Raw genomic sequence first — 16558 nt, 5'->3', positions numbered from 1 at the left:
AATAAGCACAAAATTTCAGAATCATGAACATTTTACTAATACCAGATAAGTTCAAAGGTTCTGTAACCGCTGAAGGCGTTGTAAAGGCATTGTCCCAAGGCATTCTTAAATCTGCACCAAGGGCAGAAATATTTAAGGTAATGGCCTCCGATGGCGGCGACGGGTTCTTGGATGCCGTTCAAAATTATATATCCTTGGAAAGGGCAGAAGTAGAAACCATTGATCCCTTGGGAAGACCCATCAAGGCCTATTATCTGTACAATACAATAAATAGTACGGCTTATGTAGAACTTGCAAAAGCCTCGGGAATTGAACTTCTTTCCACTGCCGAATTAAATGTGATGGAAACATCAACCATTGGAACTGGAATTCAGATCGAGGATGCCATAAAGAGAGGGGCTAAGAACATAATTATTGGATTGGGCGGCAGTGCCACCAATGATGGGGGAACAGGGATAGCACAGGCCTTGGGGTATCGATTTTTAGATACCAAGGGCAATGAACTGGCTCCAAAAGGAAAGAATCTGAGCCTTATTTCGAAAATATCAAAAAAGGAGCATCCAATTTGGAAAGGAATATCCTTTACAGCCGTAAATGATGTGACCAATCCATTATTTGGTAAGGAAGGAGCAGCATATGTCTATGCCAAACAAAAGGGAGCCGATGGCATACAGATTGAAACTCTGGACAATGGATTGAGAAATCTGGCCAGGGTGGTACAAAATGAAATGGGAGTAGACCATGCAGAATTGCCCGGTACAGGTGCAGCAGGTGGTACGGCCTATGGATTGAAAACTTTCTTTAATGCTGAATTTATCAGTGGAATTGAATTTCTTTTTAAATTGGCAGGAATTCCACAGTTGTTAAAAGAAACCCCCGTTGACTATATTATTACTGGGGAAGGAAAGATAGATGAGCAAACCCTTCACGGAAAATTAATAAAGGGTGTAATGGATATTGGTTTACAATATCAAATCCCTGTTATTGCCGTTTGTGGAAAACTGGATGTTGCAGCGGATGAGTTAAAGAAGAAAGGCTTGAAAGAAGTTTTGGAAATAATGGATGCCTCCCAACCCATGCAATATAGTATGGATAATGCGGCCAAATTGATAGAAAAAACTATTTATAATTATTTCGAACAACAGAAACCCGCTTAAATACTACTGCCCATGAATGTATTCCTTGTTCTTTTACTGGTGATTGTTTTTATCATTATTGCCACCATAAAACTAAAGATACATCCACTATTTTCACTGATAATAGCAGCCTTGCTGGCAGGCGGTATGTTGGGGATGAAGGCCGAGGTGATTTTAGAAACCATTTCTGAAGGTTTTGGAAAGACACTATCCAGTATTGGACTTATCATTGCCTTCGGAACAGTAATAGGTATCTTCTTGGAAAAAACCAATGGGACCAAGGTCATGGCAAATACCATTTTAAAAATAGTAGGCCTTAAACAATCCCCTTTGGCCATGAACATCACAGGGTTTGTTGTTTCCATTCCTGTTTTCTGTGATTCAGGGTTTATTATTTTATCATCCTTGAACAAAGCTTTGAGCAAAAAAACAGGTTTATCCCTTGTGGTGTTCGCCGTTGCATTGGCAACGGGCCTCTATGCCTCCCATGTATTTGTTCCCCCAACACCGGGACCATTGGCCGCCGCCGCAGTGCTCGAGGCAGATTTGGGATTGGTCATGCTATTAGGTCTTTCTGTGGCTATTCCTGTGTCCCTGGTAGGTTTTCTTTGGGCTAATTATATTGGAAGAAAGCTTGTGGCCGGTGAAGACAAAGCCTATGGGAATCAAGATAGTACACCTAGTGAAGAGAATGCTGAATACACGGTAAGTACCCTAGCTGCATTTTTACCCTTACTGGTTCCCATCCTATTGATTGCATTGAAATCGATCTTGGAATACCCTGGCTTTCATTTAGAACCGGGTTGGTTTATAAATACGACAAGTTTTTTGGGAAGTCCAACTATTGCGCTGCTCATAGGCGTTGTATTTGCCTTTAATATGGGTAGAAAGGCAAGTTTAAAAACCCGTTATGACTGGGTTGTGGGCGCCTTAAAGGAAGCCGGACTAATTGTTTTGATTACCGGGGCAGGAGGTGCCTTTGGAAGTGTGTTGCGGGCAATGGACATCGCCAATTATATTCCTATAAATGCAGACCTGTTATTTGGTGGAATACTGATCGCTTTTTTTATAGCGGCCGTATTAAAAACAGCTCAGGGAAGCTCAACGGTAGCCATCATCACTACTGCTGCAATCATGGCCCCGCTACTTACCTCCTTGGGATTGGAAACCCCAATTTCAAAAGCATGTACCGTACTTGCTATTGGTGCTGGCGCCATGACCGTCTCCCATGTGAACGATAGTTATTTTTGGGTGGTGTCCCAATTCTCAAATATGGATGTAAAAACCGCACTTAAAAGCCAGACCGTGGCCACTTTTTTCCAAGGAATAACCGGATTGCTATTGGTATTGGGCATTCAATATTTCTTTGGGTAACAAACTCTACTCAATAATCAAGGAGAGCCTATTGGCCTCGGCCAAGGAAAAATAGCCCAACGGATAATTATCCGGATTGGTAGTGTTGACCATATTGCCTCTGATCGTTGAAGGGACAGATTCAAAAGGTCCGCCTCCGTTTTGTCCACTCTGATCAATTAAAATCGTCATATAGTTATAAAATTGTCTGTCCACCCCATTTATGGTAATGGTCACTTCCTTTCCTGGTTCTAGATCCTCATAAAAGTAGGAAAAAACAAACTGTTCCCCTTGGTAAAATCTATCTTCAGTGGGAAGATATAAATCAAAATCGAGATCAAACAGGTAGTAGTCGTCCCTACTGCCATCGTCTGTAAATTTCACCAAGACCTCCGTTTCGTCCCCTGTAAACAGCGTGCCTTCTCCTTGACTGATTTCATCTATGGGAACAGCCGGAATAAGATTTACACTTCCTTTATAAGTTTCAGAGTCATAAACTACTGTTAGCTCATATTCATCATTAAAATTAGGGAGGTCAAACGGTTCTATGGGCTCATATATTCCAGTATCCCCATTTTCTTCAAATTGAGATATGTTACCATCATTGGTATTTGTAATAAAAACAGTGGCATTGTTGGCCGGTTCCAATTCTTCTTGATAAAAGGGAGCAGATAATTTAAGGATGACCGAACCTTCTATAGTGCTCGGAAATTCATTGAAAAACACACTGAAACTGGCATCGATGACCAGCCTAGGTGCTGATGTTGGCAAATCGACCTGTATGACATCTTCACAGCTCATGAAGGCCATTATTAGGAGTAGTATATATAATCGTTTTGTCGCCATATTAAAATTTAAAATTATAGGTAACGGAAGGTACTAATCCAAAAATGGCGGTACGGATCGCCTCGTTTCTTCCTGTATCCTGGTTCTGCTCAAAGTTGATAGAAGCAGCATTTCGTCTGTTGTATATGTTATATATGCTGAAAACCCATTCGCCCTGCAAGTTTCTATTCTTGTTCTTTCTTGGGGTGAGGGTGGCGGCAATGTCCCATCTGTGATATGCGGGCAAACGTTGTTCATTCCGACCCCCGTAAACGGGAATGACCAAGCCTTTAAATTCATACTGGCCAATGGGGTAGTTGGTAGGTTGTCCGGTCTGAAAAATAAAGTTGCTGTTAAAGCTCCATTTAGAATTCAACTCATAGGAGGCATTGATAGCAATATCATGGGTTTTATCATACCCTGTGGTATACCAATTTCCCATATTGATTCCGGGTTCGTCTGCGGTTCTTCCAGGTGTTCTCTGTTCAGATTTGGAAAGGGTGTAAGATATCCAGCCTTGCAAAGACCCTTCATTTTTATTTAAAGAGAGTTCCCATCCGTATGCCCTGGCCTGTCCATTGAGAATTACTTGTTCTATAGCGTTGTTTGCAATTAAATCCGCACCATCTATATAATCAATCCTATTGTCAATATCCTTATAAAAAACTTCTGTTGCCAAGGAGTATTCATTGTTATTAAAATTTCTGAAATAGCCCAAGGCATACTGATCTAAAATCTGAGGTTTTACATAAGGGCCACTTGGCGTCCATACGTCAAGAGGGGTAGGGGAGCTTGTGTTGGACAATAGGCTTAAGTATTGGGCCATATGATTGTAACTGGCCTTAATTGAACTTTCATTGTTTAGAGCAAGAGCAACTGCCAGCCTTGGTTCCAAGGTGTTGAAGGTTGCCAATCGATCCGTTCGTTTATAACGCTCAATACCTATTGGATCTGCTTTTTCATAGATTTGAAACTCCTGATTGAATATAACCGGATTATTATCTTGATATATGTTTAACTCATCTTGTCCCAACCTTATAAAATTGCTCCATCGCAAGCCATACTGTAATGTCAATTGCTCGGAAACTTGATGTTCGGCATCAATATAGGCTGCAAATTCATTGGCATATTTTTGGGTCAATTGTTCTGCAATGATACCGGAATCTTCCCTATTAGGCTCAATTTCGCCTGGATTGAAATTATAATAGATATCATTCAGCCCATAGTTCAATTGAAATGTATTGGATATGTACTGTTTAAAATCATATTTAAGATTGAAGTTTCGTATCCCTGAATTCCATTTGAAACCCACGAAATCCAATTCCAACCCATAGAAATAATCAGAATAAATAAGGGAAAGGTTAGAAAAGAGACGATCAGAAAACAGATGGTTCCAGCGCAAGTTGAAAACGGAATTGCCGTAAACATTTACAAAACGTTCAGAGATACTGAATACATCCCTTCCAAAGTATCCAGAAAGATAAATATTGTTGTTATCGTTTATTTTATAGTTGAGCTTGGTATTTAGGTCATAGAAATAGGCCTTGTTGTCATTATCAAAAAGTGGAAGGAACAAATGTGCATAAGACGCCCTACCACCTATAAGGAATGCACTCTTATCTTTTTCCAATGGCCCTTCTACCAGTAATCTACTGGAAACAGCACCTATACCACCGCTAATTTTTAAAGCTTTACTATTACCGTCTTTTTGATAAATATCCAACACGGACGAAAGTCTTCCCCCGTATTTGGCGGGTATGCCTCCTTTGAACAATTTTATGTCTTTTATGGCATCTGGATTGAAAACGGAGAAAAATCCAAATAGATGGGACGAATTAAAAATGATGGCCTCATCCAAGAGAATCAGGTTTTGATCTGCTGCGCCGCCCCGAACATTAAAACCCGAAGCACCCTCCCCGGCACTAGTGACACCAGGAAGTAGGAGAATGGATTTAATAACATCTGCCTCTCCTAAAACCACAGGTATCTTTTTTATGGTCCCAGCACTTAACGTATTGACACTCATTTGGGGTTTTCGGATATTCAATTTTTCAACATCCTCTACGAGGATAACCTCCTCCAATTCTTCTGCCTTTTCATCCAGTTGAAAATTGATTTTAAGATTTTCAGTCAAGGAAATTGTTTGAACGATCTCTCTAAAGCCAATGGCACTTATCTGAATTTCGTAGACACCCTCGGGTAGGGTGATTGAGAAAAATCCGTATTCATTACTCACCACTCCCGTTTTTAATTCTGGGATGGCCACCGTTACACCTATTAATGATTCATTACTGCTTATTTCACTAATGGTGCCGCTGAGGGTATACTTCTGTTGAGAAAACGAATAAAGGGAGAATAAAAAGAAACCGAAAAGGACGGGCCAGTACCTATGTTGCATTAAAACTGTTTTGATAAAAGTAAATAGAATATTTATGGTTAGAAAAATGTTAACAGTTATTTAAAATAAAAAGGCCCAACATAATCTGTTGGGCCTTAAATTATTGAGTTTAGATTGTTAAATCTGGCTCAAAATAGTATTAAATGTGCTGCTAGGCCTCATTGCTTTTGCCATAAGAGCAACATTAGGTTTGTAATAGCCGCCAATATTGTTCGCGGAACCTTGTGCTGCATTTAATTCAGAAATAATTTTAAATTCATTTTCTTCCAATTCCTTGGCCACCTTTGTAAATATGGCGTTTAGCTCTTGGTCTTTGTTTTGATTTGCCAAGGCTTGAGCCCAATATAGTGCAAGGTAAAAATGACTTCCCCTATTGTCCAATTCACCTACTTTTCTTGAAGGTGATCTATCATTGTCCAAGAACTTCTCAGTTGCAACGTCCAAGGCATCAGCCAAAACTAGGGCTTTTGGATTGTTGTTCTTTTCGGAATAGTGCTCGAGAGAAACTCCAAGGGCCAAAAATTCACCCAAAGAATCCCATCGTAGGTGGCCTTCTTCCAAAAATTGTTCAACGTGTTTAGGAGCAGAACCCCCAGCACCTGTTTCAAATAACCCACCGCCGTTCATCAAGGGAACAATGGAAAGCATTTTAGCACTGGTACCTACCTCCAATATTGGAAAAAGATCTGTTAGATAATCTCTTAGTACGTTACCAGTTATAGAAATGGTGTCTTCTCCTGCTTTTAATCTTTTTAAGGTAAATAACGTGGCTTCGTCAGGCGATAAAATACGAATGTCAAGTCCAGAGGTATCATAATTTGGAAGGTATGTGTTCACCTTCTTAATGAGTTCCATATCATGGGCCCTATTTTTATCTAACCAAAATACGGCAGGAGTTCCTGTAGCCCTTGCCCTAGAAACAGCAAGTTTTATCCAGTCTTGGATCGGGGCATCCTTTACCTGACACATTCTCCAGATATCTCCTTGCTCTACATTGTGTTGGATAAGAATAGCTCCGGTATTAAGGTCTACAACGTTTACGGAACCACTATCTTCTATTTCAAAAGTTTTATCATGGGAACCATATTCTTCCGCTTTTTGTGCCATTAGGCCAACGTTGGGAACTGTTCCCATGGTTCTTGGATCAAAAGCCCCATTCTTTTTACAGAATTCAATGGTGGTTTCAAAAACACCGGCATAACTGCTATCAGGGATAATTGCTTTGGTGTCTTGGGCTTTTCCTTCAGCATTCCACATTTGGCCTCCGTTTCTAATCATGGCAGGCATTGAAGCATCAACAATGATATCACTAGGTACATGAAGGTTGGTAACACCTTTGTCAGAATTCACCATGGCCAAGTCAGGTCCGTTAGTAATGGCAGCTTCTATATCAGCTTCAATTTCTTTTCTTTTTGACTCTGGAAGTTCTGATAATTTGCTCAATAGATTTTCCAGACCATCATTGGCATTGACACCAATCTTTTTGAAGGTTTCTGCATGTTTAGCAAATACGGTTTCAAAAAACACCTCAACGGCATGTCCAAAAATGATAGGATCGGATACCTTCATCATGGTGGCTTTCATGTGCAAGGAAAACAAGACTCCGTTTTTCTTGGCATCGATTACCTGCTCTTTTAAGAATGCCAATAAGGCTTTTTTGTTCATTACCGTGGCATCGATGATTTCTCCGGCCAGAATAGAGATTTTATCCTTTAAAATTTTGGTACTCCCATCGGCTTTCACCAATTCAACCTTTAAGGCGGTTGGCTGGGCAATGGTTAATGATTTCTCGTTGGATTTAAAGTCACCATGGTCCATAGAGGCAACATGGGACTTTGAATCGGCACCCCAAGCCCCCATGGAATGTGGGTTTTTCTTGGCATAATTTTTTATTGCTTTTGGAGCTCTTCTGTCGGAGTTTCCTTCGCGTAACACTGGGTTAACAGCACTTCCCTTGATCTTATCGTATCTAGACTTGATCTCTTTCTCTTGCTCATTCTTAGGTTCGTCCGGATAGTTGGGAACAGCATACCCTTGTGATTGTAGTTCTGTTATTGCCTCTTTAAGCTGTGGTATGGATGCAGAGATGTTTGGTAATTTAATGATATTGGCTTCAGGTGTTTTTGCCAATGCCCCCAATTCGGCCAAATCGTCTGAAATTTTTTGATCTGCTTTCAAAAAATCAGGAAAAGTGGCGATGATTCTTCCAGACAATGAAATATCTTTTGTTTCAATGGTTATTCCAGAGGTTTTGGTAAATGCTTTAACAATGGGTAGAAATGATTCTGTAGCCAACGCAGGGGCTTCATCAGTTTTAGTGTATATTATTTTTGGCATCTCTTATTTTTAAGTGTTTTAGCGGTGCAAATATACAATTTTCACACAGCTTAAAACCTTGCAAATATTTAATCTTTCTGCTAATTCTTTGTCAATTATGTTATTTGGGAGTCCCTAATGTAAATTATTTGGGAAAGAAGAATATTCAATAGGGCATAAGAAGTTGATACCTATTTAATATTGGCTTTGTGAGAAGGTAATTTCCTGAAAAATTAGGAGTCTTACGAGCGTGTTTGAAAAGTCTAAAATAACAAAAGCCATATCATTGTACGAGTACATTGACATGGCTTTTTAGAAATAGCTTTCAAACTGTGTGTTCTGTATTGTTTACAAAACGGCAACCATTGATTGCCTTTGATCCACTATTTCAACGTTTGAAACATTTTTCGTTCTTAATAATAAAACCAAGCAACTACTTTTTGTTTCTTCTCATTGTTTTAACGATCTAATGTCTTTTTGCTCAAATTTACATTGAACCTGTATACACATCAGTGTCAACTTCAGAACCGATTACATGTGTAATTGGTAATAAGAAACTTTAAAATTTAAAAACACATTGCTGCATTTTCATCTTAAAAAGCCAAACAATAATATAAAGAACGCAAACTTTATAATGATTTGGAATCCTCTAAAAAGATTTTTCCTTTAAATCATACCTGAAGATACGAATTATATTTTGATCTTACGCATTTTCGTAAAGAATTAACAATCAACACACTATGAACAATAGCTATTAACAATTGTTGAAAACAAAAAATCCACCAAAGTGGTGGATTTTTTAATATATGAAGGCTAAAAAAGTTACATTCTAACTTCTTTAATTCTTGCTTTCTTACCTGTAAGGCCTCTAAAGTAGTAAATACGAGCTCTACGTACTTTACCTTTTTTGTTGACCTCTACCTTTTGTAAAGCTGGCATATTCACTGGGAATATACGCTCTACACCTACAGTACCGGACATTTTACGGATCGTAAATGTTTCTGTAGTTCCAGATCCTTTACGTTGTATAACAACTCCTTTAAAGAACTGGGTACGGGTCTTTTCACCTTCCTTAATTTCATAGTACACAGTAATTGTGTCTCCTGCTGAGAATTTTGGAAAGTCCTTCTTAGGAACAAATTCGTCTTGAACAAATTTAATTAATGATTCCATTTTGTTTTTATTTTTAAAGTTTCTTAAAACCAACATCCACGGATATCGCCAGAGGTTAATTTTAACAGATTGCAAAATTACTTTATTAATTATAATTTACAACTTATTTCGGTTCTTTTTTAAGATCAATACGTTTTATTTACTCCAAGAGATCAGGTCTAAGTCTTTCTGTCCGCTTTAGGGCTTCGTCTTCCCTCCATTTTTCAATTTTCGGAAAATTTCCACTCAAGAGAATTTCAGGTACTTTTAGACCTTTATAGTCGGATGGGCGTGTATAAACTGGAGGTGCCAATAAGTTATCCTGAAAACTATCGGTAAGTGCTGAAGTTTCATTGTTCAAAACCCCAGGAATAAGCCTAATGATGGTGTCACATAGTACTGCGGCCCCCAATTCTCCACCCGAAAGGACATAATCACCAATGGATATTTCCCTCGTGATCAAAGTATCCCTTACTCGTTGGTCTACGCCCTTATAATGGCCACAAAGAATAATGATGTTTTCTTTCAAAGAAATCCCATTCGCCATACTTTGATTCAAGGTTTCCCCATCTGGGGTCATGTAAATAACCTCGTCGTACGTTCTTTCCGACTTCAATTTGGTGATACATTTGTCTATAGGCTCTATCATCAGTACCATGCCCGCGCCGCCACCAAATTGGTAGTCATCTACTTGCTTGTAGCTTAATTCTGTGTAGTCCCTAAGGTTGTGAAAATGAACCTCGACCAATTTCTTTTCTATGGCCCTTTTCATAATCGAAGCTTCAAACGGACTTGTCATAAGCTCAGGTAAAACGGTGATGATATCTATGCGCATCGGGGTAATTCTTTAAAAGATGCTGCAAAGATACATTTTATCGCCCTTTTTTATCACAAAATGAGAAGTAATAGAAGCAGCATAGCCAAGGTTGAACAATGCTTTTTATGCCTAAATTAAAAAAAGCTCCATCTGGAGCTTTTCGTTATTTTGTTTTTTTGTGTTTGTTCAGCTCGTCTTGGAGCTGTCTACTTATTTTTTGCTCTCGCTCCAAGGCTCTTCTTCTATGGTCCTCATATTCCATTTCAAGATCTGAAAGTCCTGTTTTGGCTTCTTGGGTCAAAATATTGCTCTGCCTAAATTTGTAGATGAAAAACAACAACAACAGCAATAAGCCGGTGATTATGGTCCATAACATAAAATTATAGGTACCTTTTGCAATCATAATACCCAAAAAGGAAATACTATCCTTCTCTTCATTGACTTCTATCAGATTGTTGGTTGTTTCTTCCAACTTATTTTTCAAGGTGTTGATGGTCCCTTCACTTTCTGCAATGGTAGCATTTAGTTCTGCAGTCTTTTTGTTATATACTTTTAGACTATCCAATACATTTTGCCTCAACTTTTCTATAAAGGTCAGTTTAACTACTTCGTATCTTATTCCGTTTGCATTATAGTTTCCAGATTTAGAAGTTAGGTATTCAAACTGACTGCTAATTGGTCCTCCATCTAAAGATAGGCTTTCTTCTTCCTCTTGGACTTGTTCCTGTTCCTGTGCAAATTGTAGGTTGAACGCTAAAAGCGCCATTGCAATAAATAGGACTTTGTAAATTTTCATTTATGTAATGCTTCTTGTTAATAATTAGTTAGGGTAGACTAAAGTAATTTAATAATGTTAAATAATAAAACATATTAAACAATACCTTTTTATATACGGACAAAATATAAAATCGGACTACAAAAATCCAATATTGATGATTGTAGCCCGATTGGAAATTAACCAGAACATTATTTTTGAGAATATTCCCTACTGTTAATAATAGGTATACCTTCTTACTTTTGAGATGTATTTGGCCAAACGAATAACTTGATGGGAGTATCCATATTCATTGTCATACCAAATGTACAATACGATGTTTTTACCGTCAGCAGAGACTATGGTGGCAGTACTGTCATAAATGGATGGCGCATTTGTCCCTATAATATCTGTGGAAACCAATTCGTTGCTCAATGAATATTTAATTTGCTCTACAAGGGATCCTTCCAAAGAATATTTTTTAACGATATTGTTCAAACTCTCCTTGGTCGTCTTATTTTTCACTTCCAAATTTAGAATGGCCAGCGAACCATTAGGTACTGGGACACGGATGGCATTGGAGGTAAGTTTGCCTTTTAAACTTGGTAAAGCCTTTGCTACGGCACTACCGGCTCCTGTCTCTGTAATCACCATATTTAAGGCGGCCGCTCTTCCACGTCTGTATTTACTGTGCATATTGTCCACCAAATTCTGGTCGTTCGTATATGCATGAATGGTCTCCAAATGTCCTTTTTTAATGCCCAAAGAATCTTCGATCACTTTCAATATAGGCGTTATGGCATTGGTGGTACAAGATGCCGCGGAATATATCTTGATGGTATCCGGATCGTATTCAGTATGGTTAACCCCATGTACGATATTGGGCACCTCCTTGCCTGGAGCCGTCAACAACACTCTAGAGGCACCTTTGGATGACAAATGTCTGCTCAAAGCTTCCTTATCCCTGAAAGCCCCTGTGTTATCGATTATTAAAGCACCGTAAATCCCATATTTTGTATAATCTATGTCTTCTGGCTTATCTGCACTAATGATGTGTACCGTGGTGCCGTTGATCAATAATGCTTCATTTGCCACATCTATCTCTACCGTGCCCATAAATTGTCCGTGAACAGAATCTGTTCGTAATAGATTGGCTCTTTTCTCAAGGATTTCTGGAGTTACAGTTCCCCTTGTAACTATGGCCCTAAGTCTTAATTGGCTTCCTTTGCCCGTTTTCGCCATTAATTCCCTGGCTACCAGTCTTCCAATTCTTCCAAAACCATAAAGAACAACATCCTTTGGTTTTATCTCTTTGGAACTACTGGCATCTTTTAATTTATCAACAACAAAAGCTTTTGCATTATTGTAATTGTTGTCATCTGAATGGTACTCATATGTCAGTTTTCCAATATCCAATTTAGAAGGAGGCAAATTCAAGTCATAAATGGCTCTCAAAAGCTCAACTGAGTCGAAAATAGAAATTGGTTTTTGTACAAACTGTCCGGCGTATTCATGTAAATTGATGATGTCGCTTACATTTTTATCAATGATCTGATTCTTAAAAAGCACCACTTCAATGGCGCTATCATACCATAGATCACTGGTAATTTTAATAAACTCGGTGGTTGCTTTTCTCCTGTCGGCTTGAAAGGCTAATTCTTTTTCGTATTTGATAGGACTCATTAATTAGGTTTGAAACTGTTAATTTTCGGCAAAAATATATATTTCAATCGATTTCGTAAAACATTTGACAAATAAAAAAAGCGCTCATTTTTGAGCGCTTTATAATGTTGAAGTGGGCTTATTGGAAAATCAGTCGCTCCCGCTCGCCCTTCTCGTTGATCATTGTGATACTTGTTTTACCATATTTGGAAATATTGCCGAATAGATTCTTGGCATCTGAAATATCATTGATCTCCTTATTGTCCACGGACAGTAATACCTTGCCCTCCAGACCGTAGCCTCTAAAGCTTTCGGGAACACCTACAATTTTAACACCACTTTTAGTCTTGAATTTCTTTTGATCCTCTTTATTGAGATTTTTAACCTCTAAGCCCATTACAGGCACGACAAGGGTCTGTCTTTCTTTCAAAATCACAGGAACCTCCATCACTTTTCCCGCTCTATCTATGGTCACTTTAATTTCATCCCCAGGTCTTTTGGTGGAGATATAACCTACCAGGTCAGGAAATTTATGAACTACTATATCATCAACTTTTTTGAGGATGTCACCTTCCTGTAACTTGGCATCAAATGCACCGGAATCCTCTTCCACACTTGTGATATACACGCCATCTACCTCATTAATTCCATTCTCAATAGCGTAGGGGGTAGAGGACCTAACCGTATTTATGCCTAGTATGCCTTTTTGCACGTTCCCGTACTCCATAATATCCTCAACAACCTTTTTCGCAATATTGCTGGGTACTGCAAAGGAATATCCTACATAGGAACCGGTTTGGGAAGTTATAGCGGTATTGATGCCTATGAGGTCGCCATTCGTGTTGACCAGTGCCCCGCCGCTATTGCCCGGATTAACCGCGGCATCAGTCTGAATGAATGATTGGTTGGTCATGCCGCCCAGGTCCCGTGCCTTGGCACTTACAATGCCCGCAGTAACCGTAGAGGTCAGGTTGAACGGATTTCCAACGGCTAATACCCATTCCCCGATTTTGGCATTATCAGAATCCCCAAAAGCCAAATAGGGAAGCTTGTCCTTAGCTTCTATTTTAAGGAGGGCAATATCTGAATTGGGGTCCGTACCCACTAATTCTGCTGTATAAGTTTTATTGTTATTCAGCGTAACCTGTAACTGGGTAGCGTTTGCTATGACGTGATTGTTGGTTACAATATAACCGTCAGGCGATATAATAACTCCGGAACCGGTACCTACTTGTGGCCTTTGGCTGCCTCCCGAACCATAAAGAAACTCCATGATGGTAGTTGGTCCACTGCTCATGGTGACGTTTTTAACGTGCACAACAGAATTGACCGTATTTTGGGCCGCTATGGTGAAATCTACTTCATTGATCCCAGATCCCTTTGCCGAGGTAGGAGAATAACTTGTGTTGAAATAACCATTACCGGCATCTTCTGTAACAACCGCATAATTTGGCTTTTCTATGAATAGCTTATAGCTTCCCAAGGTAATTGCACCTCCAAATATGGAAACCAATAATAAAGTTGTGATTTTTTTCATAATAGATAAAAATTTTAAAACTTCCAATGGAGTAAAATTAATTCATTTATGTAGTCATTATTTAGGTTTAACGTCTTTTTAACTGCTAAAAAACACTTAATAAATCTTTATATTTGTACCACAAATTTGGATATGAACCTTACATTTTACAAATATCAAGGAACGGGCAATGACTTTGTCATGATTGACAATAGGGATAATGTATTTCCTAAAAGCAACACCCAATTGGTGGCTAAACTATGCGATCGAAAATTTGGGATAGGTGCAGATGGACTTATTCTGTTGGAAAATGACAAAGGGACCGATTTTAAGATGGTGTACTATAATTCTGATGGGAATACCAGTACCATGTGTGGAAATGGAGGCAGGTGTTTGGTGGCTTTTGCCAAATACTTGGGAGTCATAACTGACAAGGCTACATTTATGGCTGTAGATGGGTTGCACCACGCTACCATAGAGGGAGAAGTTGTGAGCCTTCAAATGCAGGACGTGAACGAAGTACAGGAGCATAAAGATTTTCTGTTTTTAGATACGGGTTCCCCCCACCATGTGCAGATAGTAGAGGACGTCCTAAAGGTAGATGTGCCTGTGGAAGGAGCAAAATTGAGATATGGACGCTACGGGGATAATGGAAGCAATATAAATTTTGTAACATCGGAAGGTGGGGATACCTTTAAGGTGCGGACCTATGAAAGGGGAGTGGAGGATGAAACCTTGTCCTGTGGAACTGGTGTTACGGCAGTAGCATTGGCTATGCACAAAATTGGTAAGGTCTCTGGAAATAAAGTGGCAATAAAAACGCAGGGAGGGGACTTACATGTTAATTTTGAGAGAGGAGATTCTGGCTATCAGGATATCCATTTGATAGGACCGGCAAAATATGTGTTTAAAGGAGAGATCGTATGCTGAGTCTAAAAGGTAAAATCGGTTACTTAAGGGCTTTGGAGCCAGATGATCTGGATTTCCTATACGAGGTGGAAAACAATACAGGGATTTGGGAAATTAGTGGAACTACCGCTCCTTATTCAAAACACCTGTTACAGCTCTATTTGGAGAATGCCCATAAGGATATTTACGAGGCAAAGCAGTTGCGTTTATGTATATGTAATTCTTCGGATAAGGCAGTGGGATTGATTGATTTGTTCGATTTTGATCCGCATAACCACCGCGCGGGCATTGGCATCGTTATCCTGGAAGAAAAGGACAGAAACAGAGGTCTAGGTCTGGAGGCTTTGCAACTATTGGAAAACTATGCCTTTAATGGGTTGCATTTACGACAGTTGTACGCTAATGTATTATCCGATAATGAGGCTAGTGTACACTTATTCAAAAAACTTGGCTACAGCCTAGTAGGAGAAAAGAAAGATTGGGTTTTACAGAATAATGAATATAAAGGTGAAATTTTATTTCAAAAGATAAACAAGTAATGTATATAAAGAAAATTTTGCTGGCCATACTAATTATAGGCCTAGTTGTTGGTGGCGCCTTTGCTTATATGGTGTATAATGCTGTTTTTGCACCCAATACCAAATTCAATAATAGCGAAGCTTATGTCTTCGTAAGATCGGACGATGATTTTAACAACGTTAAGGAAATGTTGACTCCCTTAATAAATGATATGTCCACTTTTGAGAAGGTTGCGGAACGAAAGGGATATGCTTCCAACGTGCGTGGGGGAAAGTACCTCATTAAAAAAGGAATGAACAATAATGATATCGTAAACTCCCTTCGAAGTAAAAATATCCCCATTAGGGTATCATTCAACAATCAGGAAACCTTGGCCGACCTTGCCGGAAGGATATCGGCTCAATTGGAGCCAGACAGCCTTACTTTGTTGAATAATTTAAATGATGCTGAATTCTTAAAAGCCAATGGTTTTACCAATGAGACAAAATTGGCTATGTATATTCCCAATAGTTATGAGTTTTTCTGGAATTCATCTCCTGAAAATTTCAGGGACAGGATGCTCAAGGAATACCAAAGGTTTTGGAATGCCGATAGAATACAGAAAGCTGAAAAAATAGGAATGACCCCTAATGAAGTTATTACCCTGGCATCCATTGTGCATAAGGAAACTGCAAAAGTAGATGAAAGGCCCAGAGTAGCAGGTGTTTACCTCAATAGGCTGAAGGTGCGTATGTTGTTGCAGGCAGATCCTACTGTCATTTATGCTTTAAAGTTGCATAACGGTGATTTTGATACTGTTTATAAAAGGGTATTGTATAAGGATCTGACTTTGGACTCACCCTATAACACCTATAAATATGCTGGTTTACCACCAGGTCCCATAGCAATGCCAGACATATCTGCCATAGATGCCGTACTGAATTCTGAGCAACACGATTATTACTATTTTGTGGCTAATGTGGAGAATTTTGGGTATCATAAATTTGCTAAAAACCTAGCTCAGCACAATAAAAATAAAGAGCAATATGTGCGTTGGATCAACGCTCAAAAGATAAATAGGTAAACCTATCATCCTGATTTTAAGACATTTTGGCTAAAAAAATGCATTTTTAAGGCAATCTTTGGTTTGTTAAGAGAAATTAGGACGTATATTTGCCCCTAGAAATTTAAGCATCTCTTTTTCAAGTGAGTAAGTCTTAAG

At 39.0% G+C, this 16558-nt stretch carries 13 protein-coding genes; 5 read left to right on the top strand and 8 right to left on the bottom strand.

The window, feature by feature from the left end; all coding sequences use genetic code 11:
- Positions 1-23 precede the first annotated feature (23 nt).
- Both SB49_RS05530 and SB49_RS05525 read left to right on the top strand, forming a co-directional pair.
- A complete protein-coding gene (locus tag SB49_RS05530) occupies positions 24-1157 on the top strand; it encodes a glycerate kinase (protein ID WP_062054617.1) in 1134 nt (377 codons plus the stop codon).
- A gap of 12 nt (positions 1158-1169) precedes the next feature.
- Entirely contained in the window at positions 1170-2510 is a 1341-nt protein-coding gene (locus SB49_RS05525) for a GntP family permease (protein ID WP_062054615.1), read from the top strand.
- A 6-nt stretch (positions 2511-2516) separates the two neighbouring features.
- On the opposite strand, the gene SB49_RS05520 is transcribed toward SB49_RS05525, so the two are convergent.
- The 8 genes from SB49_RS05520 to SB49_RS05485 form a co-directional block, all read right to left on the bottom strand.
- On the bottom strand, positions 2517-3290 hold the full coding sequence (locus SB49_RS05520; RefSeq protein WP_162254203.1) for a DUF4249 family protein: 774 nt from the start codon (positions 3288-3290) through the stop codon (positions 2517-2519).
- A gap of 46 nt (positions 3291-3336) precedes the next feature.
- A complete protein-coding gene (locus SB49_RS05515) occupies positions 3337-5712 on the bottom strand; it encodes a TonB-dependent receptor (RefSeq protein WP_062054611.1) in 2376 nt (791 codons plus the stop codon).
- Positions 5713-5829: 117 nt separating this feature from the next.
- Positions 5830-8049, bottom strand: coding sequence for an NADP-dependent isocitrate dehydrogenase (locus SB49_RS05510; protein ID WP_062054609.1), 2220 nt, complete (start codon positions 8047-8049; stop codon positions 5830-5832).
- An 801-nt stretch (positions 8050-8850) separates the two neighbouring features.
- Positions 8851-9201 (bottom strand): 50S ribosomal protein L19, encoded by a 351-nt coding sequence (rplS, locus tag SB49_RS05505; protein WP_062058907.1) that lies wholly within the window; start codon positions 9199-9201, stop codon positions 8851-8853.
- Between the two features lie 139 nt (positions 9202-9340).
- Positions 9341-10015: a tRNA (guanosine(37)-N1)-methyltransferase TrmD gene (gene trmD, locus SB49_RS05500; RefSeq protein WP_062054607.1), complete on the bottom strand. Its 675-nt coding sequence runs from the start codon at positions 10013-10015 to the stop codon at positions 9341-9343.
- A gap of 145 nt (positions 10016-10160) precedes the next feature.
- Positions 10161-10793, bottom strand: coding sequence for a hypothetical protein (locus SB49_RS05495; RefSeq protein ID WP_062054605.1), 633 nt, complete (start codon positions 10791-10793; stop codon positions 10161-10163).
- A 195-nt stretch (positions 10794-10988) separates the two neighbouring features.
- Positions 10989-12434, bottom strand: coding sequence for a glyceraldehyde-3-phosphate dehydrogenase (locus tag SB49_RS05490; RefSeq protein ID WP_062054603.1), 1446 nt, complete (start codon positions 12432-12434; stop codon positions 10989-10991).
- 118 nt (positions 12435-12552) lie between these two features.
- Positions 12553-13950 (bottom strand): S1C family serine protease, encoded by a 1398-nt coding sequence (locus SB49_RS05485; protein WP_062054601.1) that lies wholly within the window; start codon positions 13948-13950, stop codon positions 12553-12555.
- A 132-nt stretch (positions 13951-14082) separates the two neighbouring features.
- On the opposite strand from SB49_RS05485, the gene dapF reads away from it, so the two are divergent.
- The 3 genes from dapF to mltG are packed head-to-tail and all read left to right on the top strand — an operon-like array spanning position 14083 to position 16420.
- Positions 14083-14859, top strand: coding sequence for a diaminopimelate epimerase (gene dapF, locus SB49_RS05480; RefSeq protein ID WP_062054599.1), 777 nt, complete (start codon positions 14083-14085; stop codon positions 14857-14859).
- Positions 14853-15377 (top strand): GNAT family N-acetyltransferase, encoded by a 525-nt coding sequence (locus SB49_RS05475; RefSeq protein ID WP_062054597.1) that lies wholly within the window; start codon positions 14853-14855, stop codon positions 15375-15377. The genes dapF and SB49_RS05475 overlap by 7 nt, the downstream gene beginning before the upstream one ends.
- A complete protein-coding gene (mltG, locus tag SB49_RS05470) occupies positions 15377-16420 on the top strand; it encodes an endolytic transglycosylase MltG (protein ID WP_062054595.1) in 1044 nt (347 codons plus the stop codon). The genes SB49_RS05475 and mltG overlap by 1 nt, the downstream gene beginning before the upstream one ends.
- The last annotated feature ends 138 nt before the right edge of the window (positions 16421-16558 follow it).

Origin of the sequence: Sediminicola sp. YIK13, assembly GCF_001430825.1 — a bacterium.
Taxonomy (GTDB): domain Bacteria; phylum Bacteroidota; class Bacteroidia; order Flavobacteriales; family Flavobacteriaceae; genus Sediminicola.
This window is presented reverse-complemented; position numbering and strand designations above follow the sequence as displayed.

What these genes read in the sequence shown, in the direction of transcription:
- SB49_RS05520 (WP_162254203.1), bottom strand. Translation starts at nt 3,290, where the DNA reads ATGAGCTGTGAAGATGTCATACAGGTCGATTTGCCAACATCAGCACCT.
- SB49_RS05475 (WP_062054597.1), top strand. Translation starts at nt 14,853, where the DNA reads ATGCTGAGTCTAAAAGGTAAAATCGGTTACTTAAGGGCTTTGGAGCCA.
- SB49_RS05515 (WP_062054611.1), bottom strand. Translation starts at nt 5,712, where the DNA reads ATGCAACATAGGTACTGGCCCGTCCTTTTCGGTTTCTTTTTATTCTCC.
- SB49_RS05530 (WP_062054617.1), top strand. Translation starts at nt 24, where the DNA reads ATGAACATTTTACTAATACCAGATAAGTTCAAAGGTTCTGTAACCGCT.
- SB49_RS05485 (WP_062054601.1), bottom strand. Translation starts at nt 13,950, where the DNA reads ATGAAAAAAATCACAACTTTATTATTGGTTTCCATATTTGGAGGTGCA.
- trmD (WP_062054607.1), bottom strand. Translation starts at nt 10,015, where the DNA reads ATGCGCATAGATATCATCACCGTTTTACCTGAGCTTATGACAAGTCCG.
- rplS (WP_062058907.1), bottom strand. Translation starts at nt 9,201, where the DNA reads ATGGAATCATTAATTAAATTTGTTCAAGACGAATTTGTTCCTAAGAAG.
- dapF (WP_062054599.1), top strand. Translation starts at nt 14,083, where the DNA reads ATGAACCTTACATTTTACAAATATCAAGGAACGGGCAATGACTTTGTC.
- SB49_RS05525 (WP_062054615.1), top strand. Translation starts at nt 1,170, where the DNA reads ATGAATGTATTCCTTGTTCTTTTACTGGTGATTGTTTTTATCATTATT.
- SB49_RS05510 (WP_062054609.1), bottom strand. Translation starts at nt 8,049, where the DNA reads ATGCCAAAAATAATATACACTAAAACTGATGAAGCCCCTGCGTTGGCT.
- SB49_RS05495 (WP_062054605.1), bottom strand. Translation starts at nt 10,793, where the DNA reads ATGAAAATTTACAAAGTCCTATTTATTGCAATGGCGCTTTTAGCGTTC.
- mltG (WP_062054595.1), top strand. Translation starts at nt 15,377, where the DNA reads ATGTATATAAAGAAAATTTTGCTGGCCATACTAATTATAGGCCTAGTT.
- SB49_RS05490 (WP_062054603.1), bottom strand. Translation starts at nt 12,434, where the DNA reads ATGAGTCCTATCAAATACGAAAAAGAATTAGCCTTTCAAGCCGACAGG.